The sequence below is a fragment of the Aquipuribacter nitratireducens genome (assembly GCF_037860835.1).
In the GTDB taxonomy this organism is placed as follows: Bacteria; Actinomycetota; Actinomycetes; order Actinomycetales; family JBBAYJ01; genus Aquipuribacter; species Aquipuribacter nitratireducens.
Genome location: NZ_JBBEOG010000002.1, coordinates 235,265 through 255,618 on the forward strand (window position 1 = coordinate 235,265; position 20,354 = coordinate 255,618).

The following is a 20,354-nucleotide window of genomic DNA, read 5'->3' on the forward strand; positions in this document are numbered from 1 at the left end:
GTGCGACAGGCCCCCGGACGCCGAGGAGGTCACCGTGAGCAGCCCCACCCCCGCCCCCGTGCGCCGCTCGACCGCCGACGTGGGCGTGGCCCGCGAGCGGCTGCGGCAGCGTCGCCTCGTCCGGGTCGCGCTCTGGCTGTCCCCGCTCCTCGCGTGGCTCACGTGGCGCGCCGTCATCGGCGCGCCCGCCCTGCCGCGGCTGCCGTACGTCGACCCGATGTACGTCATCGTCGGGCTCTTCTTCGTCGTCCTCCTCGTGTCCCTCGTCGGCATGCAGCTCGTCGCCCGGCGCAGCCCGCACGTCACGTACCGGCCCGAGCAGATCGACGTCCGCCTCGACGACGTCAAGGGGCTCGGCCCGGTCCGCGACGAGGTCTCGCGCACGCTCGACCTGTTCCTCGCCGGCCGCTCGTTCCGCGACGAGCTCGGCGGCACCCCCCGGCGCGGGGTCCTCTTCGAGGGCCCGCCCGGCACGGGCAAGACGTACACGGCGAAGGCGCTCGCGAAGGAGGCGGGCGTCCCCTTCCTGTTCGTGTCGGCCACGTCGTTCCAGTCGATGTACTACGGGGCGACGGCGGGCAAGATCCGCAGCTACTTCGCCGCGCTCCGCAAGGCGGCGCGCGCCGAGGGCGGCGCCATCGGCTTCATCGAGGAGATCGACGCCATCGCCACCGTCCGCGGCGGGATGAGCGCGACCCCCGCCCCTGCGGGCCTCGCCCCGGCGGTCGCCCCGGGGTCCGCGGCCGCCTGCTGCGGCGGGCTCGAGGGCCTGCCCGGCGCGCCGGGGAACCAGGTGCGGGTGGCGTCCGCGGCGGAGCCGGCCGGGCTGGTCCGCAGCGCCGCCGGCATGACGAGCGAGGGCGTCGGCGGGGTCGTCAACGAGCTCCTCGTCCAGATGCAGTCCTTCGACACGCCGTCCGGCTGGGAGAAGCTCCTCACCCGCCTCGTCGACGCGTGCAACCTCCTCCTGCCGGAGCACCGCCAGATCCGCCGGCCGCGCACCACCACCCCGGACGTCCTCCTCATCGCCGCCACCAACCGCGCCGACAACCTCGACCCCGCGCTCCTGCGACCCGGCCGCTTCGACCGGAGGCTGTCCTTCGACGCGCCGGACAAGGCGGGCCGCCGCGAGATCGTCGACTTCTACCTCGACCGGAAGGCCCACACTCCCGACCTCGACGACCCCGAGCGCCGCGACGCCCTGTGCGGCGTCACCCAGGGCTACACCCCCGTGATGATCGAGAACCTGCTCGACGAGGCCCTCGTCAACGCCGTCAAGCGGGGCGCGCGCGCCATGACGTGGGCCGACGTCGAGCAGGCCCGCCTGCTCGTCGAGGTCGGGCTCGGCCACCCGGTCGGCTACACCGAGCACGAGAAGCGCCTCATCGCGACGCACGAGGCCGGCCACGCGACGGTCGCGTGGCTGGTCGCGGCCCACAGGCGACTGGAGATCCTCACGATCGTCAAGCGGGCGAGCGCCCTCGGCCTGCTCGCCCACGGCGACCGGGACGACGTCTACACGCGCTCGCGCCACGAGCTCGAGGGACTCGTCCAGATCGCCATGGGCGGGCAGGTCGCGGAGGAGCTGTTCTTCGACGACGTCTCCACCGGGCCGGGCGGGGACCTGCTGTACGCGACGGACGTCGCCGCGCAGATGGTGGGAGCCGCCGGCATGGGCGACAGCCTCGTGTCGCTCGCGGGCGCCGGCGGCGGGCCCTTCGGCGGCTCCCTCACCTCACGGGTGCTAGGCGACCGGGAGGCGCGCACGGAGGTCGACCGGCTGCTCCACGCCCAGAAGGCCCGCACCCGCGGGCTCCTCGCGGCGAACCGGCACCTCGTCGCGGCCCTGCGCGACGCCCTCCTCGAGCGGCACGAGCTCATCGGGCACGAGATCACCGACGTGCTCGAGGCGGCGGCCCGGACGGGGGAGCCCGAGCCCGTGCGCGTCGTCGACCTCCGTCACCACCGCGACGCCCGTGAGCCCGCCGGTGTCGCCGACGCCTAGCCTGGGCGGGTGCCCCGCCCTCCGCTGACCCCCGCCGCGGTGGGCCGGCTCGCCGCGGTCGGCCTGCTCGGCGTCCTCACCGTGTGGCTCGGCACCGCGCAGCACCTCGCCCGCACGGAGGTCCTCGGCGTGCTCGTGCCGACGGGGCTGCTCCTCGCGCTCGCCCTCGTGGTCGCGACCGACGTGGCCGTTGCCGCGGCGGTCCCGCCTCGCGCCCGGCCGGGACCCACCGCGCACCTGCTCGCGCTCGTCGCCGGTCGGCTCGCCGGTCTGCTCGTCCTCCTGCCCCCGACGCCCGAGGGCGACCTCGTCCTCACCGGCCTGCCCGTGACGACCGTGTGGCTGCTCGTCGCCGTCCTGCTGCCCGCGTTCGCCGCGCCGCTGCTCGGTGCGGTCGAGGCGGCGCGGGCGGCACGGGCGATGGCCGCCCGGGGGCCGGGCACGTGACGGACCCGCAGGAGTACCGCAGCGCCGTCGCCCGCTTCGCCACCGGTGTCACCGTCGTGACCGTCCCGGGACGGCACCCCCACGCCATGACGGCCAACGCCGTCGCGTCGGTGAGCCTCGAGCCGCCGACCCTGCTCGTGTGCCTCGAGCAGGACGCGAGGGTGCACGACGCCGCCCTGGAGGAGGGGCGGCTCGGCGTGAGCGTGCTGGCCGCGGACCAGCAGCCGGTCGCCGCGTGGCTCGCGACCCGCGGCCGGCCCTCCCTCGGTCAGCTCGACCGCGTGCCGCACCACAGCGGCCCGGTCCTCGGCGTTCCGCTGGTCGACGGGGCGCTCGCGACGTTCGAGTGCGAGGTCGTCGCAGCCCACCCCGTCGCCACGCACACCGTGGTCGTCGCCGAGGTCCGTGGCGTCGGCGGGGACGCCCCGGCCGCGGACCCGCTGCTGTGGTTCGCGTCGGCGTACCGGGGGCTGTCGCCCGGCTGACCTATCCTGGGCAGCTGCGGGGGGCAGCAGCGCCCCCGCGCGCGACGACACGCGGAGATCCCATGAGTGCCCGGACCGAGTCCCTCCGACAGCCCGTCGGCGACCCCGGCGCCGACGCCGGCCGCCGTGGCCGTCGCGGGATCGTGCTCGCGGTCCTCGCCGTGCTCGTCGTCCTCGCAGGGGTCTACGTCGGGGCCGCGTACGCCCTCGCCGACCGGGTCCCGTTCGGCACCACGGTCGCGGGGGAGGACGTCGGGGGGCTCTCCGCCGCCGACGCCGTCGCGCGCCTCGAGGCCTCCGTCGGGCAGGCCGCCGCCGAGCCCGTGCCCGTGCAGGTCGACGACGACACCGACCTCCTCGACCCCACCGAGGCCGGACTCGGGCTCGACCTCGAGGCGACCGTCGACTCCGTCACGGGGTTCTCCCTCGCGCCGCAGCGGATGTGGCGCCACGTCGTGGGCGCCGGGCGCCTGCCGGTCGAGACCACGGCGGACGACGCCGCGCTCACCGCCGCCCTCGAGGACGTCGCGGCGCGGACCGACCGCGAACCGGTCGACGGCACCGTCGCGTTCGACGGCACCGACGTCGTCGCCGGCGACCCCGTCGAGGGCCGTGCGCTCGACGTCGTCGCCGCCGCCGACCTCGTCGAGGAGCGCTGGTTCGCGGCGGACGAGCCGATCGTCCTGCCGGCGGACACGGTCCCCGTCGACGTCACGCAGGCCGAGACCGACGCCGCGGTGCAGGTCGCCGAGGCCGCGCTCGCCGCGCCGCTCACGGTCGTCGTCGACGAGCGCGAGGTCGCGCTGGAACCGGCGGCCCTCGCCCCCGCGCTCGCGATGAGCCCGACCGGCGGCGACCTCGCCCTCACGGTCGACGGGGCGGCGCTGCGGGAGGCGCTGCTCGCCGCCGACCCGGAGCTCGAGGCCGAGCCCCGGGACGCCTCGGTCCGCCTGTCCGGTGGCAGGCCCGAGATCGTGCCGGCCCGCAACGGCCTCACGCTGCCGCCGGAGGAGCTCGCGGCCGCGGCCCTGCCCGCGCTCGCGCCGGACGCCGAGCGCCGCGCCGTCGTCGAGGACGCCGTCGTCGAGCCGGAGACCACGACGGCGGAGGTCGAGGCCCTCGGCATCACCGAGGTCGTCTCGACGTTCTCCACGCCGTACCCGGACAACCCGCCCCGCACGAACAACCTCCGCGTGGCCGCCGAGACCATCCGCGGGACCCTCCTGGAACCGGGCGACGTGTTCGACCTCAACGAGATCCTCGGCGAGCGCACCCGTGCGAAGGGCTACCAGGCCGCCGGCGTCATCAGCAACGGCCGCTTCACCGAGGGGGTCGGCGGCGGCGTGTCGCAGGTCGCGACGACCACGTACAACGCGGCGTTCTTCGCCGGGCTCGAGGTCCTCGACTTCAAGCCCCACAGCTACTACATCTCCCGCTACCCCGTGGGGCGGGAGTCGACGCTCAACTACTCCCCGCCCGTCGACATGCGCTTCCGCAACGACACCGACACCGGCATCCTCGTCGACGCCTCGGTCGGGGGCGGCGAGATCACGGTGACGTTCTGGGGCACGAAGACGTGGGACGTGGAGTCCGTCACGTCCCCGCGCCGCGACGTGGAGGAGGGTGGCGTCACGTACGACGACTCGCCCGACTGCGAGCCGCAGGCCGCCAACACCGGGTTCACGGTCGACACCACCCGCATCTGGAAGGACCTCGACACCGGCGAGGAGGTCAAGCGCGAGACGAACACGTGGCGCTACTCCACCGGCGACCGCATCATCTGCGGGGAGGACCCGGACGCGTAGCCCGCGGCGGCACCGGCTTCGCGAGGAGGACGTCGGCGAGGGCCACGACCACGTCGGTGCCGACCCGGTCCCGGTGCACGACGAGCGCGTCGTCGTCCACCTGCACGAGCGTCCCGAGGGCGTCCGTGGCCCGGCCGTCGGGCAGCAGGTGGCGGACCACGACACGCCGCCCGACCCAGCCCGGCAGGGCGGCCACGACAGCGGGGTCCACGTCCGGCATCCTAGGGACCGCCGCCGCGGGGGACCCGCGGCCCGCCCGACCGCAACCGCCGAGGAGCTCCCGTGACCTACGTCATCGCCCAGCCGTGCGTCGACCTCAAGGACAAGGCCTGCATCGAGGAATGCCCTGTCGACTGCATCTACGAAGGCAAGCGGTCGCTGTACATCCACCCGGACGAGTGCGTCGACTGCGGCGCCTGCGAACCGGTGTGCCCCGTCGAGGCGATCTACTACGAGGACGACGTCCCCGAGCAGTGGAAGCCGTTCTACGACGCCAACGTCGAGTTCTTCAGCGAGCTCGGCTCGCCGGGGGGTGCGGCCAAGACCGGCGCGCTCGACTTCGACCACCCCGTCGTCGCCGCCCTGCCGCCGCAGGAGCACGACGAGTGAGTCGTGGCGACTGACCCGAGGACGCTGCCGGAGTTCCCCTGGGACCGGCTGCGCCCCTACGCGGAGCGCGCCCGCGCCCACCCGGACGGGGTGGTCGACCTCAGCGTCGGCACCCCCGTCGACCCCACCCCGGCGTTCCTGCAGGAGGCCCTCGCCGCCGCGGCCGACGCACCCGGCTACCCGACGGTCGCGGGGGTGCCCGCGGTGGCCGACGCCGTCCGTGCGTGGTTCGAGCGGGTACGGGGGACCGGGCCGCTGCCCGGGCTCGGCGTCATGCCGAGCATCGGCTCCAAGGAGCTCGTCGCGTGGCTGCCGACGATGCTGGGGCTCGGCGCGGGCGACGTCGTCGTCCACCCCGAGGTGGCGTACCCGACGTACGACGTGGGCGCGCGCCTCGCGGGCGCGACCCCGGTCGCGGCCGACGCCACGACCGCGCTCGGGCCGGACCGCGCCGTGCGGCTCGTGTGGCTCAACAGCCCCGCGAACCCCACCGGGCGGGTCCTCGGCGTCGAGCACCTCGCGAAGGTCGTCGCGTGGGCGCGCGAGCGCGGCGCCGTCGTCGCCTCCGACGAGTGCTACGCCGACCTCGGCTGGACCGCGCAGTGGGACCCCGACCAGGGCGGGCGTCAGGTGCCGAGCGTCCTCGACCCGCGGGTCACCGGCGGCGACCTCACCGGGGTGCTCGCAGTGTGCTCGGCGTCGAAGCGGTCGAACCTCGCCGGGTACCGCGCGGCGTTCGTCGCCGGCGACCCCGCCGTCGTCCGAGGGCTCGTCGAGGTCCGCCGCCATGCGGGGATGATCGTCCCGGCCCCCGTCCAGGCGGCGCTCGTCGCGTCGCTGTCCGACGACGCGCACGTCGCCGAGCAGAAGGCCCGGTACGCGGCCCGCCGGGCGGTGCTCCTGCCGGCGCTGCTGGCCGCCGGGCTCGTCGTCGACGACTCCGAGGCGGGCCTCTACCTGTGGGCGCGGGCACCGGAGGGCACCGGGGCGTCGTGCTGGGACCTCGTGGCGCGGCTGGCCGAGGCCGGCGTGCTCGTGGCCCCGGGGGACTTCTACGGCCCGCGTGGCGTCGGTCACGTCCGGGTGGCGCTCACCGCCTCCGACGAGCGCATCCGCGCGGCGGCGGAGCGCCTGGGCGCGGCCCCGGTGGTGACCAGCGGGTAACGTCTCGTCCGCACCCAGCCCGCACCACGCCCGCACCAGCCGAGAACGCGACAGGAGCAGCGATGCCCGACGCCCAGCAGACGTACGCGATCGACGGCCCGGGGGACCGCCTCGAGCTGCCGGTGGTCGAGGCGTCCGAGGGCGCCTCCGGCCTCGACATCGCCAAGCTCCTCGCGACGACCGGCAAGGTGACCCTCGACACCGGGTTCGTCAACACCGCCTCGTGCCGCTCCGCCGTCACCTACATCGACGGCGGCGAGGGCATCCTCCGCTACCGCGGGTACCCCATCGAGCAGCTCGCGGAGCGCTCGACGTTCCTCGAGGTCTCCTACCTGCTGATCTACGGCGAGCTGCCGACGCAGTCCGAGCTCGACGAGTTCACGACCCGCGTGCAGCGGCACACGATGCTCCACGAGGACCTCAAGCGCTTCTTCGACGGCTTCCCCCGGGACGCGCACCCCATGCCGGTCCTGTCGAGCGCGGTGTCGGCGCTGTCGACCTTCTACCAGGACGCCCTCGACCCGTTCGACCCCGAGCAGGTCGAGATCTCCACCGTCCGGCTGCTCGCGAAGCTGCCGACGATCGCCGCGTACGCGTACAAGAAGAGCATCGGGCAGCCGTTCCTCTACCCCGACAACTCCCTGTCGCTGGTGGAGAACTTCCTCCGCATGACCTTCGGCCTGCCCGCCGAGCCGTACGACGCGGACCCGCTCACGGTGAAGGCGCTCGACCAGCTCTTCATCCTCCACGCCGACCACGAGCAGAACTGCTCGACGTCGACGGTGCGTCTCGTCGGCTCCAGCCACGCCAACCTCTTCGCGAGCGTGTCCGCCGGCATCAACGCCCTGTTCGGTCCCCTCCACGGCGGGGCGAACCAGGCCGTGCTCGAGATGCTCGAGACGATCCGCGACTCCGACGAGACCGTCGAGTCCTTCATGCGGAAGGTGAAGGACAAGGAGCCCGGCGTCCGGCTCATGGGCTTCGGGCACCGGGTCTACAAGAACTACGACCCCCGCGCGGCGATCATCAAGACGACTGCCGACGAGATGCTCGCGAAGACCGAGGGCAACGAGCTGCTCGAGATCGCCAAGCGGCTGGAGGAGATCGCGCTCGGCGACGACTACTTCGTCGAGCGGAAACTCTACCCCAACGTCGACTTCTACACCGGCCTGCTGTACCAGGCCATGGGCTTCCCCACGAAGATGTTCACGGTCCTCTTCGCGATCGGGCGCCTGCCCGGCTGGATCGCCCAGTGGCGCGAGATGATCAACGACCCGGCGACGAAGATCGGCCGTCCGCGGCAGGTCTACACCGGGGCGACGGAGCGCGACTACACGGAGATCGGGGCCCGGTAGGGGTCGACGGCTCAGCCGCGTCGCGCGAGCCCGAGCGGCGCGGCGACGAGGCCCGGGAACACGCTCGTCGTCACCGACGGCACCGCGCAGCGGACGCTCAGCAGCTCCGCCAGCACCTGCCGGTAGTCGGTCGTCACGGCGAGGTCGCCGTCGACGAGCCGGTCCGCCGCGAGGCCGGGCCAGCGGCCGTGCACCCGGCCGCCGACCACCCCGCCACCCAGCACGAGGACCGCGTTGCCGTAGCCGTGGTCGACGCGGCCGGAGTCGTTCTGCTGCGCGCGGCGGCCGAACTCCGACAACGTGACGACGACGACCCGCGAGAGCAGCGGACCGAGGTCGGCGGCGAAGGCCGCGAGGGCGGCGGCGAGGGTGGCGACCTGGTCGTACATCCACCGTCCGGGCTCGGGGGAGCCGAGTCCGGAGTGCATGTCCCAGTTGCCGTGGTCGACCGTCGCGACCCGCAGGCCGACGTCGGCGCGGACGAGGCGGGCGACGTCGGCGAGCGCCGTCCCGAGCCGCCCCGCCGGGTAGCCCGCCCCCGCAGGGGGCAGCGCACCCGCCCGGGCCGCGGCGGCGAGGCCGGCCTGCGTGGCGGCGGCGACGTCCGGGCGCTCGCTGCGGTGGAGGTGGCCGAGGGCCGACTCCCACGCGCTCAGCGGCAGCGCGTCGTCGACCTGGATGCCGAGGGTGGCGAGCGACTGCGCGACCACCTCCGGCGCCGGGCCCCGCAGGGCGGCCGGCGCCGCCGTCGAGCCGAGCTGGGTGGCGGCGAAGGCGGAGCCGCCGCCCGCGACGCCGACCATGCGGTCGATCCACCCCGTCCGCAGGTGGCTGCCCGGGGCCGCCTCCTCCATCTCCTCCATCGCCTCGAAGTGCGACCGGTTCGCCGCGGGCATGCCGCACGCGTGGACGGCACCGAGGCGCCCCGCGTCCCACAGGGGGTACAGGGGCGCGAGGGCGGGGTGGAGGCCGAACATGCCGTCGACGCGCTTGAGGGTGCTGCCGGGGACGGCGATGCCCGGCCGCCAGCGCTGCAGGTCCGGGTCGCCGCTGGGCACGACGAGCGACAGCCCGTCCATGCCGCCGCGCAGGGACAGCACGACGAGGACGTCCGCGGGGGCGGCGGTCGCCGCCACGGCGACACGGGCGCCGCCGAGGGTCGTGCCCGTCGTGAGGGCGGCGCCGAGCGCGGCGCCCGCGGCCATGCGGAGCAGGCCCCGGCGGGACAACCCGGCGGTCGTGGTCTCGGAGCAGGCGTCGGGGCAGGTGCCGGTGGCCGGGTGCGGGGCGGTGGTGGGTGGCACGACGGGTCCTTCAGCGGTCGACGACACGGGGGTGGGAGAGCAGGAGGACCGCGGTCCACCACACGGCGCGGTGGCGGTCCCAGCCGTCCCGCCACGGCGCCGGCGGCAGCGGGGAGGCCGCGAGGAGGCGGCGGACGGCCTCGACGTCGCTCGACGTCGCGGGGCGCAGGAGCACCCGCCGTGCCACCTCGTCGGTGATCGTGGCGACGTCGCGGGCGTCGGTGGCGAGGACGGCGTCGAGCAGCGGGGTGCCCGTGACGGGGATCCAGCCGCGCAGCAGCTGGTTCGCCGACGTCACGTGCGCGAGCGCCTGCCCGGCCGAGCGCCACTCCGCCGCGGTGTCGGGGTAGCCGTCCGGCGGCCCCCACGACAGCGGCACGTGCCCGGGCGGGCACTGCCAGAGGACGCCGTCGTGCGCGAGGTGCTCCGTGCGCGGTACCGGCACGAGGAGCCGCAGCGTCGCGAGGTAGCGCTCGAGCGGACGACGGACCTTCGTGCGCGTCGCCACCTCGAACGCGGGGTCGGCGAAGAGCGCGCGCAGGACGGCGTCGAGCCGGGTTCCCGAGGACAGGTACACCTGGGCGAGGCGGTCGACGAGGTCGGTCGGTGGCTCGTCGGCGACGAAGTGCGTCGCGAGACGCCGGCACACGTGCCGGGCCGTCGCGGGGCGTGCCGCGAGCCAGCGGAGGAGACCGCGGATCTCGGCGCGCCCGTCGGCCGCGCCGTTGGTGAACGTGCGCCCGAGGACCGTGACGGGACCGACGTGGTGCCGACTCGTGTCGAACCACGCCGCGTACGGCTCGACGCCCGCCGGCTCCGCCTGCCACGGGGACCGGGTCCGCCACCCGGTGAGGAGCAGCGCGACGGCTCTGACGTCCTCCTCGGTGTGCGCGCCGACGCCGACGCTGTGGAGCTCGAGCAGCTCACGGGCGTAGTTCTCGTTCGGCCTCGTCCGCGTCGACGTGTTCGCGTTGAGGTAGTGGAGCATCGCGGGGTGCTCCGCGCTCGCCACGAGGAGGTCGGCGAACGCACCGAGGCAGTGCCGCCGCACGACGTCGTGGTGGTAGCGGTGCAGCGTGTGACCCGTCGCGTTGTCCGGCCCGACGGGGACGTTGACGAGGTTGTGCACGAGGTCGCTCATCACCTCGTGGAGCTGGCGGCTGCTCCACGCCGAGCGGTGGAGGCGCCAGCGCACCAGCTCCCGGCCCATCACCCAGAACTTGTCCGCGTAGTGCACCCTCGCCTCGGCCACCGGCAGGAAGAGACCGGGGTGCGCGGCGTCGACGAGGTCGCCGACGGGGTCGGGCAGCGACGCGGGCCGCAGCTGCGCCTCGACCCACGCGGCGGCGCCGAGCCGACGGGCCTCGCTGAGGCTGGCCGGGGTCGGCCCGTACGTCGCGCGCCGCAGCAGGTGCTCGACGTCGCGGGCGGGGGCGGGGCTCAGCGGGACGGGGCGCCGCGCCCGCCAGCGGGTGCGGCGCACCTTGCGGGTGGGCGTCGTCGTCGTCGCCACGTCCACCTCCGCGCCGGTGCGCCGGGGGTGTCCCGGTGGCTGCGGCGTCCGCTACGTCGTCGGGCGGAGCCGACGGACCTGTAGCCCGCCGCCGTGCGACTCACCCGCACGGCGGCGCCGCACCTCACGCCCCGGCGGCCGCGACCTCCACCACGACCGTCCCGGCCTCGACCGGCTCGGCGTCGACCCAGCCCGCCGTGCCGTCGTCGCGGGACCACGCCGACCCGCCGGTCCGGACCCCGACGACGTCGTGGGCGGCGGCGTGCGCCACCACGGACTGCGCGAGGGCCCACGCGGCCCGTTCCGGTTGCGCGCCCGTGGCGGCGAGGACGACCGTCCCGTCGCCCGGGGTGGCCGCCACCTGCCAGCCCGGTGGGCCCGCCGGGTCGAGCGCGGCGAGCAGCCCGTCGAGCGCGGCGGCGGGGTCGCCCGGCTCCTCGACCGGTCGCAGCTCGCACCACAGGCTCGCCTCCGACAGCCCGTAGAGGCTCGAGGCGAGCGCGCGGCCCTCGGGCTCGTGGTCGGCGTACGCCTCGGGGAACCCGCTGCGCTGCACCTCCTGCGCGGCGACGGTGACCTCGAGGTCCTGCCACCCGTCGACCTCGACCAGGGCGTCGTAGAACGCCCCGGTCGAGTACACCGGGTCCTGCACCTGCGCCTCGCTGCCCCAGCCCTGCGACGGCCGCTGCTGGAACAGCCCGAGGGAGTCCCGGTCGCCGTAGTCGATGTTGCGCAGGCCCGACTCCTGGATGGCCGTCGCGACGCCGATCGTCGCCGCCCGCGCGGGCAGGCCGCGCCGGTTGGCCAGCCCCACGACGAGGGCGGCGTTCGCCGTCTGGTCCGGTGCCAGCGAGGCCGACAGCAGCACGTCGGGGTCGTCGGGCGAGGCCACCTCGGCGCGGCAGCGCTCCTGCGCCGCGAGCTCGCCGGGGCGCAGGAGGCCGGCGAGCAGGGCACCTGCACCGACGACGAGCCCCACGACGAGGACGACGAGGACGACGGCGACGAGCAGGCCGCGCGCGGCGGGGGGCACTCCGGGGGTCAGCCGGCGTGCAGATCGGGGTTGAGCGACACCCCGACGCCGTGCCGCGGCAGCCCCTCGACCTGACCGCTCACGGAGTTGCGGCGGAACAGCAGCCCGCTCGCCCCGCTCAGCTGCGACGCCTTGAGGACGGTCTGGGACGCCTGACCGGGCAGGGCGCCCGGCAGCAGGGCGACCTTCGTGGCCGCGGTGAGGTAGAGCCCCGCCTCGACGACGCAGTCGTCGCCGAGGCTGATGCCGAGGCCCGCGTTCGCCCCGACGAGGCACCGCTCGCCGACGCTGATGGTCTCCGTGCCGCCGCCGGACAGGGTCCCCATGATCGAGGCGCCGCCGCCGACGTCCGAGCCGGCGCCCACGACGACGCCGGCGCTGATCCGGCCCTCGACCATCGACTGCCCGAGCGTCCCCGCGTTGAAGTTGACGAAGCCCTCGTGCATGACGACGGTGCCCTCCGCGAGGTGGGCGCCGAGGCGGACCCGGTCCGCGTCGCCGATGCGGACGCCGGTGGGGACGACGTAGTCGGTCATGCGGGGGAACTTGTCGACCGCGGTGACGACGACCCGCTCGCCGGGGTCGGCCCGCTGCACCCGGACCTTCGTGAGGGCGAAGCCCTCGACCGGGCACGGGCCGTGCGAGGTCCACACGACGGTCGACAGGGTCCCGAAGATGCCGTCGAGGACGACCTCGTGGGGGCGGACCAGCCGGTGCGAGAGCAGGTGGAGGCGCAGGTAGGCGTCGACGGCGTCGGCCGGGGCGGCGTCGAGGTCGACGACGACGTCGCGGACCTCGCGACGGACCCCGCGGGCCTCGTCCGGCGTGGCGAGCGCCGTGAGGTGGTCGCTCCACGCGACGTCGCCGGTCTCCCCACCGGGCTCGCCGAGGACGGGGGCGGGGAACCAGGCGTCGAGGACCTGGCCGTCGAGCGCGGCGCCGTGGACGGCGCCGTCGACGACGGTGACGAGGGCGGTTCCGGAGGCAGGGCGGCTCATGCCGACAGCCTAGACAGCGCCCGCGGCGGGCCTCGGCCCGGCGCTCGCTACGGTCGGCGGGTGCAGCTCCCGGTCCACGACCCCGTCGCCCTCACCCGCGCCCTCGTCGACCTGCCGAGCGTCTCGGGGCAGGAGCGCGCCCTCGCCGACGCCGTCGAGGCGCTGCTGCGGGACCAGCACCACCTCGAGGTCCGTCGCGACGGGGACGCCGTGGTCGCCCGGACCTCCCTGGGGCGGGCCGAGCGGGTCGTCGTCGCGGGTCACCTCGACACGGTGCCGGTCGCCGGCAACCTCCCGTCGTGGACGGCGGCGCCGGGGGAGGGCGACGACCCCGCCGCGGGTGAGGTGCTGTGGGGGCGCGGCACCACGGACATGAAGGGCGGCGTGGCGATGGCACTCGTCGCCGCGTGCACCGTGGCGGAGCCGGTCCGCGACGTCACGTACGTCTTCTACGACTGCGAGGAGGTCGACTCCGCCCGCAACGGCCTCGGCCGGCTCGCGCGGACCATGCCGGACTGGCTCACCGCCGACCTCGCCGTGCTCGGGGAGCCCACCGAGGGCCTCGTCGAGGGGGGCTGCCAGGGGACGCTGCGGGTCGACGTCACGCTGCGCGGACGCGCCGCGCACTCCGCGCGGGCGTGGCGCGGCGTCAACGCCGTCCACGCGGCCCACGAGGTGCTCGCCCGGCTCGCCGCGTACGCACCGCGCGAGCCCGTCGTCGACGGGCTGCGCTACCACGAGGGGCTGCAGGCCGTCGGCATCCACGGCGGCATCGCCGGCAACGTCGTGCCGGACGCGTGCACGGTCGAGGTCAACCACCGCTTCGCCCCCGACCGCAGCCCCGCCGAGGCGTACGCGCACGTGCAGGAGGTGCTCGCCGGGCTCGACGTCCACCTCGAGCTGACCGACGAGGCCGCCGGCGCCCGACCGGGCCTCGACCGGCCGGCCGCGCGGGCCTTCGTCGAGGCCGTGGCGCCGGTGACCGGGCAGCCGCCGCGGGCCAAGCTCGGCTGGACCGACGTCGCCCGCTTCGCGGCGCTCGGCGTGCCGGCGGTCAACTTCGGGCCCGGGGACCCGCAGCTCGCCCACGCCGACGACGAGCGCGTGCCCCTCGCCCAGCTCGTCTCGTGCGCGGACGCCCTCGTGCGCTGGCTGCGTGGCTGACGCGGCCCCGCGCGACGGTCGCCACCTACGCTGCTGCGCATGAGCACCGAGCCCCTCGACCCGCCAGACGAGAAGGACGGGCCGGGGGAGCGCGCCGACCCCTGGTACCGGCGCGGCCCCATCGGCTTCCGGCGCTCGCAGGTGCCGGAGGAGACGACCGACGAGCGGCTGCTCGCGACGCCGTCCCGCGCGGACTGGGTCCACTCCGACCCGTGGCGGGTCCTGCGCATCCAGAGCGAGTTCGTCGAGGGCTTCGGGGCGCTCGCCGAGCTCGGGCCCGCCGTCAGCGTCTTCGGCTCGGCGCGCACGCCCGTCGACTCACCGGAGTACGCGACGGGCGTCGAGGTGGGCCGCCGGCTGGTCGACGCCGGTTTCGCCGTCATCACCGGCGGCGGCCCCGGCCTCATGGCCGCGGCGAACCGCGGGGCGTGCGACGCGGGCGGGACGAGCGTCGGGCTCGGCATCGAGCTGCCGCACGAGCAGGGCATGAACGAGTGGGTCGACCTCGGCGTGAACTTCCGCTACTTCTTCGCCCGGAAGACGATGTTCCTCAAGTACAGCCAGGGGTTCGTCGTGCTCCCCGGCGGCTTCGGCACCCTCGACGAGCTCTTCGAGGCGCTGACGCTCGTCCAGACCGGCAAGGTCAAGAGGTTCCCGCTCGTGCTGCTCGGCAGCGCGTACTGGGGCGGCCTCCTCGACTGGGTGCGCGGCACGCAGCTCGCCGCCGGGACCATCAGCGCCCGCGACCTCGACCTGCTCACCCTCACCGACGACCCCCAGGAGGCGGTCGACCTCATGGTGCGGGCGCGGCAGGCCTCGCCGCGCCCGCGGGACTGAGGCGGCCGCACGTCTCCGCCGCGTCACCGGACGGTTTCGTGGGGGTGACGTACGGGCCCTCGTGTGACGTCTGCGAGGCGGGGTCGGTCGCGCCCCGGCTGCGAGCCGGTCCCGGTGGCACCCTTCCGTCATGGCTCGCACCGACGCCGCCCGTCCGGGCGCGCCCACCGATGCTGCTCTGCTGCTCGGCCACCGTGCCTTCCCCCACGGCCGCACCGTCGTCATGGCCGTCCTCAACCGGACCCCGGACTCGTTCTACCCCGGGGCCCGGCAGCTGGACGACGACGTCGCGCTGCGGGCGCTCGACGAGGCCGTGGCCGGCGGGGCCGACGTCGTCGACGTCGGCGGGGTGAAGGCGGGACCCGGCGTCGAGGTCTCCGAGCAGGAGGAGGTCGACCGGGTCGTCGGCTTCGTCGCCGCCGTCCGCGCGCGCCACCCCGAGGTGGTCGTGAGCGTCGACACGTGGCGGCCCGCCGTGGCAGAGCACGCGTGCGCCGCCGGTGCGGGGCTCGTCAACGACACGTGGGCCGGCCACGAGGAGGACCTCGTCCACGTCGCGGCCCGGCACGGTGCGGGCTATGTCGTCTCGCACACCGGCGGTGCCCGGCCCCGCACGAGGCCCTACCGCGTGACGTACGGCCACAGCCACGACGGCGTCGTCGAGGACGTCGTCCGCACGCTCGCGGCGGGCGCCGCGCGGGCGGTCGCGGCGGGCGTCGACCCCCGCTCCGTCCTCGTCGACCCGACACACGACTTCGGCAAGAACACGTGGCACAGCCTGGCGCTCGTCCGGCGCACCGACGCCGTCGTGCGTCTCGGCTTCCCGGTCCTCATGGCGCTGAGCCGGAAGGACTTCATCGGCGAGACGCTCGACCTGCCACCCGAGGAGAGACTGGAGGGGACCGTGGCCGCCACCTCGATCGCCGCGTGGCACGGCGCGACCGTGTTCCGCACCCACGACGCCCGCGCGACGCGGCGGGCCCTCGACGTCGTCGAGGCCGTCCGGGGCGACCTCGTGCCCCCGCGCGCCCTCCGGGGGCTCGCGTGAGCGGGGCGGGCGCGGGCCGCGCCCAGGTGGACGACTGGTACGCCCGGCGCACGTGGCACGACGTCACGTGGTCGGCCACCGACCTCGTGCGGGCCAAGGGGGACCGGCGCGTCGCCGTGGTCCTGCCGGCGCTGGACGAGGAGACGACCGTCGCGGGCGTCATCCGCGCGTTCCTCCCCCTCACCCTGCGGCAGGGCCCCGGGCTCGGGCCGCTCGTCGACGACGTGGTCGTCGTGGACTCCGGGTCCACCGACCGGACGGTCGAGGTCGCCCGCGCCGCGGGCGCCCGCGTCGTGACGCGGGAGGAGGCCCTGCCGGAGGTCCCGGTCCGTCCGGGCAAGGGCGAGGTCCTGTGGCGGGCGCTGCGGGCGACCGACGCCGACGTCGTCGTGTACGCCGACTCCGACCTCGTCGACGTCCACGCGAGCCTCGTCGTCGGGCTCCTGGGACCGATCCTCCGCGAGGAGGGGGTCCACCTCGTCAAGGCCTTCTACGCGCGGCCGCTGCGCCTGGAGCAGACGACGCAGCGGGCCGGGGGCGGCCGGGTCACCGAGCTGCTCGCCCGGCCCGCGCTCGCGACGTTCGCCCCCGAGCTCGGCGGCATCGTCCAGCCGCTCGGCGGGGAGTACGCCGGCACCCGCGAGCTCCTCGAGCAGGTGCCCTTCGCCGGCGGCTACGGCGTGGAGGTGGGGCTGCTCCTCGACACGCTCGCGCTCGTCGGGCTCGACGCCATCGCCCAGGTCGACGTCGGCGTGCGCAAGCACCGCCACCGGGACCTGCTGAGCCTCGGGGTCGCCGCGCAGGAGATCATGCTGACCATCGCCCGGCGGACCGCGGGCCTCGAGCTCGCCCGCGCGGTGGCCCGGGGCGGGCCGGGTGCGGACGGCGGGGTCGACCTCGTCCAGTTCGACCAGGGCCCGGACGGGCGCTGGGTGCAGGAGACGACCCACGTCATGGTGCACGACCGGCCCCCGATGGCCGACGTGACGGCCGCGCTGCGGGCCGGGGCGTGGCCGGCGGGCGTGGAGCAGCGAAGCGCCTGAGCGGGCCCGTCCGGGCCGGCGTGGCACGATCGACCCGTGGACCTGGTGCTCGTCGTCCTGCTCGTGCTGGCCCTGGGGGCGGTCGTCGCCGTCGCCCTCGGTCGCGTCGGCGGGGGCCTGACGCCCACCCGCGAGGACCTGGCCCCGCCCCTCGACGCGCCGGTCGGCGAGCCGGGCGACCTCGACCGGGCCCGCTTCGCCGTCGCGCTTCGCGGGTACCGGATGGACCAGGTCGACGACGTCCTCGACCAGGCCCGGGACCTGCTCGCCGAGCGGGACCGCGAGATCGCGCGGCTCCGGTCGCTGCTGCCGGACGAGGACTCCGAGGAGCCGGTCGAGGAGCCGGTCGAGGAGCCGGTCGAGGAACCGGCTGAGGCACGGGCCGAGCAGCCCGCGGAGCAGCCGCGGTGACCGCGTTCCGGACCTCCGTCGAGGTCGCCGCGCCCGCGGACCGCGTGTGGGAGCGCCTCGTCGACTGGCCTGCCCACACGCGGTGGGCGCCGGGCACGACGGTCCGCGTCACGACGCCGCTCGCGACGGGCGTGGGGGCCCGGTTCGTCGGGCGGACGTCGCTGGCGGCCCTCGGGCTCGACCGCCTCGGGTTCGACGACCCGATGGAGGTCACCCGGTGGGAGCCGCCCACCTCGACGAGCCCTGGCCGGTGCGACGTCCGCAAGCTCGGGCGCGTCGTGCGGGGGACCGCTCGCATGGACGTCGTCCCGCTCCCCGCCACGCCGGGGTCCCCCTGCACGCGGGTGGAGTGGTCGGAGGACCTCGTCCTCGCCCCCGTCGCCCTCACCCGGCTGGCGGCACCGGCGGTCGCGCTCGCCGGCCGGCTCGCCTTCGGGTACCTGCTGCGGTCGATGGCCGCGGAGGTCGAGTCGGAGGTCGAGGCGGGAGTCGGCTCGGCTCGCGGTGGCGCCCGCGCCTGACGGGCCCGTCGTCGGCGACGACGGGCTCGCGCGCTGCCCGTGGGGCGACCGACCCGCGGACTACCGCCGCTACCACGACGAGGAGTGGGGCAGGACCGTCACCGGCGAGCACGCCCTCTTCGAGCGGCTCAGCCTCGAGGCGTTCCAGTCGGGCCTGTCGTGGCTCACGATCCTGCGGCGCCGCGAGGGGTTCCGGCGGGCGTTCGCAGGGTTCGACCCGGAGGTGGTGGCCGCCTTCGGTGACGACGACGTCGAGCGCCTGCTCCTCGACCCGGGCATCATCCGCAACCGCGCCAAGGTCGTCGCGACCGTCCGCAACGCCCGCGCCGTCGTCGCGCTGCGGGCGGACGGCGGGCTGGAGGCGGTGCTCGAGGCCCACCGCCCGCCGCCGAGGGGCCGGCCGGAACGGCTGTCCGACCTGCCGGCCGCCACCCCGGAGTCGACGTCGCTCGCGCGGACGCTCAAGCGGGCGGGACTCACGTTCGTGGGGCCGACCACCGCCTACGCCGCGATGCAGGCGTGCGGCTACGTCGACGACCACCTCGCCGGCTGCCACGTCCCGCCCCGTTGAGGGGTCGCCTCAGCGGGCGTGGAAGACCGGCTTCTCCTTCGCGAGGAAGCTCCGGACGGCGTCGGCGTGGTCCCGGGTCGACCCGGTGCTCGCCATGAGACCCGCCTCGTGCTCCAGCGAGGCCGGCAGGTCGTGGGTGGCGGAGAAGAGGACGGCCCGGCGGACGGCGGCGTACGCGAGCGTGGGTCCCTCGGCGAGCCCGGCGGCGACGGCCGCGGCCCGCTCCGGCAGCTCCTCGTCGGCGACGACCTCCGTCGCCAGCCCGATCTCGAGGGCCTCCTGCGCCCGCACGGTGCGCGGCCGCAGCAGCAGGTCCAGTGCCCGGCCGGCCCCGACCAGGCGCTGCAGCCAGAAGGTCGAGCCGGTGTCCGCGGACAGCCCGATGGCCGTGAAGGCGAGGTTGAAGCCCGCGCCCCGGGCGACGAGGCGCAGGTCGCACGCCATCGCGAGCGACGCGCCCGCGCCGGCGGCCACCCCGTTGACCGCGGCGACGACCGGCTTCGGCATCGTCGCGAGCGTGAGCGCGAGGGGGTTGTAGTGCTCGGGGACCGTGCGCCACAGGGCGTCGACGTCGCCCGCGGCGAGGACCTCGGCGTGCTCGCGCAGGTCCTGCCCGACGCAGAAGGCGCGCCCGGTCCCGGTGAGGACGACGCAGCGCACCGCGTCGTCGGCCGCGACACCGGTGAGCGCGGCGAGGAGCTGCTCCTTGGCGGCGGTCGTGAGCGCGTTCATCCCCTCGGCCCGGTCGAGGACGACGGTCGCGACCGCCCCGTCCCGCATGACCCGTACCAGGGGCTCCTGCCCGTCCGTCGTCCCGTCGCCCGCCACGTCGCGCCTCCGTCCCGGCCCGGACCGTCCGCGCCCGTCGCGACGCTAACGGAGCAGTCTGCGCCGTGCGCGGCCCACACGAGCAGTCCGGCAGGGGATAATGACGTGGATCACCGCCGATCACGCCCGTGGTCGGCAGCGACGGTGGCCGACCGGTCCCGACATGTGGAGGAGTTGACAATGGCCGCGATGAAGCCCCGCACGGGGGACGGTCCCCTGGAGGTCACGAAGGAGGGCCGCGGGATCGTGATGCGCGTGCCGCTGGAAGGCGGCGGGCGCCTCGTGGTCGAGATGACCCCGACCGAGGCCAGCGAGCTGGGCGACGCCCTCAAGGGCGTCGTCAGCTGACCCGCAGGGCGACCTGAGGGCGGCCGCGGCCGCCGTCACCGGGACGACCGGCGCACCCCGGGTGCGCCGGTCGTCCCGCGTCCGGGGTCAGCCCGGCTGCCGCACCGCGACGAGGACGCCGGCCCCGACGGGCAGCACGGTGGCGAGGAGCCGGTCGTCGTCGTGGACCGCGCGCAGCAGCTCGCGCATCGCCGTGGTCCGGGCGTCCCGCTGCGCGGGATCCGGGACCCGGTCGCGGGCGAGGGCGTCGGACACGACGAGGACCCCGCCGGGACGCAGCAGCCGCACCGCCTCCGGGAGGACCGCGCCCGGGACCCGTGCGTCGTCGACGTCGACGTGCACGAGGTCGTACCCGCCGTCGGCGAGCCGCGGCAGGACCGCGGCGGCGTCGCCGTGGATGACCCGGGACCGGTTGGCGCGCACGCCGGCGGCCTGCAGCCCGGCGCGTGCGGCGCCCGTGTGCTCGGCCTCGACGTCGATGCTCGTGAGGACGCCGTCGGCGGGCATGCCCTCGAGCAGCCGCAGCGCGGACACCCCGGCCCCGGTGCCGACGTCGACGACCGCCCGAGCCTGCACGGCGGCGGCCAGCACGGTCAGCAGGGCGCCGCCGCCCGTCGACACCGCGCCGATGCCGAGCTCGCCGGCACGCTCGCGCGCCCCCCGGACGGGCGGGGACTCCTCGAGCCAGGACTCGGTCCACGTCCAGCTGGACGCCTTCGACGCGCTCACCGGCCCACCCTAGTGACGTCCGCAGCCGCGGCGTCGACCCTGCGTGGATCCGCCGGGTGTCCGGCACGCCCGGACCGGGTACCCCGCTCCCAGGTTCCGCCCAGGTTGGCGGAGCACCATGCGGGGCCAGGAGGTG

22 protein-coding genes are annotated in these 20,354 nt (G+C 75.9%); 15 read left to right on the plus strand and 7 right to left on the minus strand.

The window, feature by feature from the left end:
* Positions 1–34: 34 nt before the first annotated feature.
* From WAB14_RS04505 to WAB14_RS04520, 4 genes are all read left to right on the plus strand, one after another.
* On the plus strand, positions 35–2,005 hold the full coding sequence (locus WAB14_RS04505; protein ID WP_340267813.1) for an AAA family ATPase: 1,971 nt from the start codon (positions 35–37) through the stop codon (positions 2,003–2,005).
* A gap of 9 nt (positions 2,006–2,014) precedes the next feature.
* Entirely contained in the window at positions 2,015–2,452 is a 438-nt protein-coding gene (locus WAB14_RS04510) for a hypothetical protein (RefSeq protein WP_340267815.1), read from the plus strand.
* Positions 2,449–2,937, plus strand: a complete 489-nt coding sequence (locus WAB14_RS04515) for a flavin reductase family protein (RefSeq protein ID WP_340267817.1) — start codon at positions 2,449–2,451, stop codon at positions 2,935–2,937. The genes WAB14_RS04510 and WAB14_RS04515 overlap by 4 nt, the downstream gene beginning before the upstream one ends.
* 62 nt (positions 2,938–2,999) lie before the next feature.
* Positions 3,000–4,742 carry a VanW family protein gene (locus WAB14_RS04520; RefSeq protein WP_340267819.1) on the plus strand — a complete coding sequence of 581 codons (1,743 nt, stop codon included), beginning with the start codon at positions 3,000–3,002 and terminating at the stop codon, positions 4,740–4,742.
* Here WAB14_RS04520 and WAB14_RS04525 read toward each other — a convergent pair.
* Positions 4,714–4,953 carry a putative acetyltransferase gene (locus WAB14_RS04525; protein ID WP_340267821.1) on the minus strand — a complete coding sequence of 80 codons (240 nt, stop codon included), beginning with the start codon at positions 4,951–4,953 and terminating at the stop codon, positions 4,714–4,716. The genes WAB14_RS04520 and WAB14_RS04525 overlap by 29 nt on opposite strands.
* 71 nt (positions 4,954–5,024) lie before the next feature.
* Between WAB14_RS04525 and fdxA the strand changes: the two genes are divergently transcribed.
* From fdxA to WAB14_RS04540, 3 genes are all read left to right on the plus strand, one after another.
* Positions 5,025–5,351, plus strand: a complete 327-nt coding sequence (gene fdxA, locus WAB14_RS04530; RefSeq protein ID WP_336922981.1) for a ferredoxin — start codon at positions 5,025–5,027, stop codon at positions 5,349–5,351.
* A 3-nt stretch (positions 5,352–5,354) separates the two neighbouring features.
* Complete coding sequence (dapC, locus tag WAB14_RS04535) at positions 5,355–6,515, plus strand: succinyldiaminopimelate transaminase (protein ID WP_340267827.1); 1,161 nt, start codon at positions 5,355–5,357, stop codon at positions 6,513–6,515.
* Between the two features lie 62 nt (positions 6,516–6,577).
* Positions 6,578–7,870 carry a citrate synthase gene (locus WAB14_RS04540; protein ID WP_340267829.1) on the plus strand — a complete coding sequence of 431 codons (1,293 nt, stop codon included), beginning with the start codon at positions 6,578–6,580 and terminating at the stop codon, positions 7,868–7,870.
* A gap of 11 nt (positions 7,871–7,881) precedes the next feature.
* Here the strand turns inward: WAB14_RS04540 and WAB14_RS04545 are convergent, their stop codons facing one another.
* From WAB14_RS04545 to dapD, 4 genes are all read right to left on the minus strand, one after another.
* A complete protein-coding gene (locus WAB14_RS04545; protein WP_340267831.1) occupies positions 7,882–9,174 on the minus strand; it encodes a DUF1501 domain-containing protein in 1,293 nt (430 codons plus the stop codon).
* 10 nt (positions 9,175–9,184) lie between these two features.
* Positions 9,185–10,687, minus strand: coding sequence for a DUF1800 domain-containing protein (locus tag WAB14_RS04550; protein WP_340267833.1), 1,503 nt, complete (start codon positions 10,685–10,687; stop codon positions 9,185–9,187).
* 124 nt (positions 10,688–10,811) lie between these two features.
* Complete coding sequence (locus WAB14_RS04555; RefSeq protein WP_340267835.1) at positions 10,812–11,720, minus strand: hypothetical protein; 909 nt, start codon at positions 11,718–11,720, stop codon at positions 10,812–10,814.
* Between the two features lie 8 nt (positions 11,721–11,728).
* On the minus strand, positions 11,729–12,718 hold the full coding sequence (gene dapD / locus WAB14_RS04560) for a 2,3,4,5-tetrahydropyridine-2,6-dicarboxylate N-succinyltransferase (protein ID WP_340267836.1): 990 nt from the start codon (positions 12,716–12,718) through the stop codon (positions 11,729–11,731).
* Between the two features lie 60 nt (positions 12,719–12,778).
* Between dapD and dapE the strand changes: the two genes are divergently transcribed.
* From dapE to WAB14_RS04595, 7 genes are all read left to right on the plus strand, one after another.
* Positions 12,779–13,882, plus strand: a complete 1,104-nt coding sequence (dapE, locus tag WAB14_RS04565; RefSeq protein WP_340267837.1) for a succinyl-diaminopimelate desuccinylase — start codon at positions 12,779–12,781, stop codon at positions 13,880–13,882.
* Between the two features lie 39 nt (positions 13,883–13,921).
* The gene (locus WAB14_RS04570) at positions 13,922–14,719 is read left to right on the plus strand and encodes an LOG family protein (RefSeq protein ID WP_340267839.1); all 798 of its coding nucleotides are present in this window, start codon (positions 13,922–13,924) and stop codon (positions 14,717–14,719) included.
* A gap of 130 nt (positions 14,720–14,849) precedes the next feature.
* A complete protein-coding gene (gene folP / locus WAB14_RS04575) occupies positions 14,850–15,767 on the plus strand; it encodes a dihydropteroate synthase (protein WP_377002447.1) in 918 nt (305 codons plus the stop codon).
* Positions 15,764–16,810 (plus strand): glucosyl-3-phosphoglycerate synthase, encoded by a 1,047-nt coding sequence (locus WAB14_RS04580; RefSeq protein ID WP_340267841.1) that lies wholly within the window; start codon positions 15,764–15,766, stop codon positions 16,808–16,810. Before folP ends, WAB14_RS04580 begins: the two co-directional genes overlap by 4 nt.
* A gap of 36 nt (positions 16,811–16,846) precedes the next feature.
* Positions 16,847–17,221, plus strand: coding sequence for a DivIVA domain-containing protein (locus WAB14_RS04585; RefSeq protein WP_340267842.1), 375 nt, complete (start codon positions 16,847–16,849; stop codon positions 17,219–17,221).
* A complete protein-coding gene (locus WAB14_RS04590; protein WP_340267844.1) occupies positions 17,218–17,742 on the plus strand; it encodes an SRPBCC family protein in 525 nt (174 codons plus the stop codon). The genes WAB14_RS04585 and WAB14_RS04590 overlap by 4 nt, the downstream gene beginning before the upstream one ends.
* Positions 17,726–18,313 (plus strand): DNA-3-methyladenine glycosylase I, encoded by a 588-nt coding sequence (locus WAB14_RS04595; protein WP_340267846.1) that lies wholly within the window; start codon positions 17,726–17,728, stop codon positions 18,311–18,313. Before WAB14_RS04590 ends, WAB14_RS04595 begins: the two co-directional genes overlap by 17 nt.
* A 9-nt stretch (positions 18,314–18,322) precedes the next feature.
* Here the strand turns inward: WAB14_RS04595 and WAB14_RS04600 are convergent, their stop codons facing one another.
* A complete protein-coding gene (locus tag WAB14_RS04600; RefSeq protein WP_465251630.1) occupies positions 18,323–19,141 on the minus strand; it encodes an enoyl-CoA hydratase/isomerase family protein in 819 nt (272 codons plus the stop codon).
* Positions 19,142–19,321: 180 nt separating this feature from the next.
* Here WAB14_RS04600 and WAB14_RS04605 point away from each other — a divergent pair, with 180 nt between their 5' ends.
* The gene (locus WAB14_RS04605) at positions 19,322–19,489 is read left to right on the plus strand and encodes a DUF3117 domain-containing protein (RefSeq protein ID WP_340267848.1); all 168 of its coding nucleotides are present in this window, start codon (positions 19,322–19,324) and stop codon (positions 19,487–19,489) included.
* 87 nt (positions 19,490–19,576) lie between these two features.
* Here the strand turns inward: WAB14_RS04605 and WAB14_RS04610 are convergent, their stop codons facing one another.
* Positions 19,577–20,218 (minus strand): O-methyltransferase, encoded by a 642-nt coding sequence (locus tag WAB14_RS04610; RefSeq protein ID WP_340267850.1) that lies wholly within the window; start codon positions 20,216–20,218, stop codon positions 19,577–19,579.
* Positions 20,219–20,354: the final 136 nt, after the last annotated feature.

What these genes read in the sequence shown, in the direction of transcription:
- WAB14_RS04520 (WP_340267819.1), top strand. Translation starts at nt 3,000, where the DNA reads ATGAGTGCCCGGACCGAGTCCCTCCGACAGCCCGTCGGCGACCCCGGC.
- WAB14_RS04540 (WP_340267829.1), top strand. Translation starts at nt 6,578, where the DNA reads ATGCCCGACGCCCAGCAGACGTACGCGATCGACGGCCCGGGGGACCGC.
- dapD (WP_340267836.1), bottom strand. Translation starts at nt 12,718, where the DNA reads ATGAGCCGCCCTGCCTCCGGAACCGCCCTCGTCACCGTCGTCGACGGC.
- WAB14_RS04570 (WP_340267839.1), top strand. Translation starts at nt 13,922, where the DNA reads ATGAGCACCGAGCCCCTCGACCCGCCAGACGAGAAGGACGGGCCGGGG.
- folP (WP_377002447.1), top strand. Translation starts at nt 14,850, where the DNA reads ATGGCTCGCACCGACGCCGCCCGTCCGGGCGCGCCCACCGATGCTGCT.
- WAB14_RS04605 (WP_340267848.1), top strand. Translation starts at nt 19,322, where the DNA reads ATGGCCGCGATGAAGCCCCGCACGGGGGACGGTCCCCTGGAGGTCACG.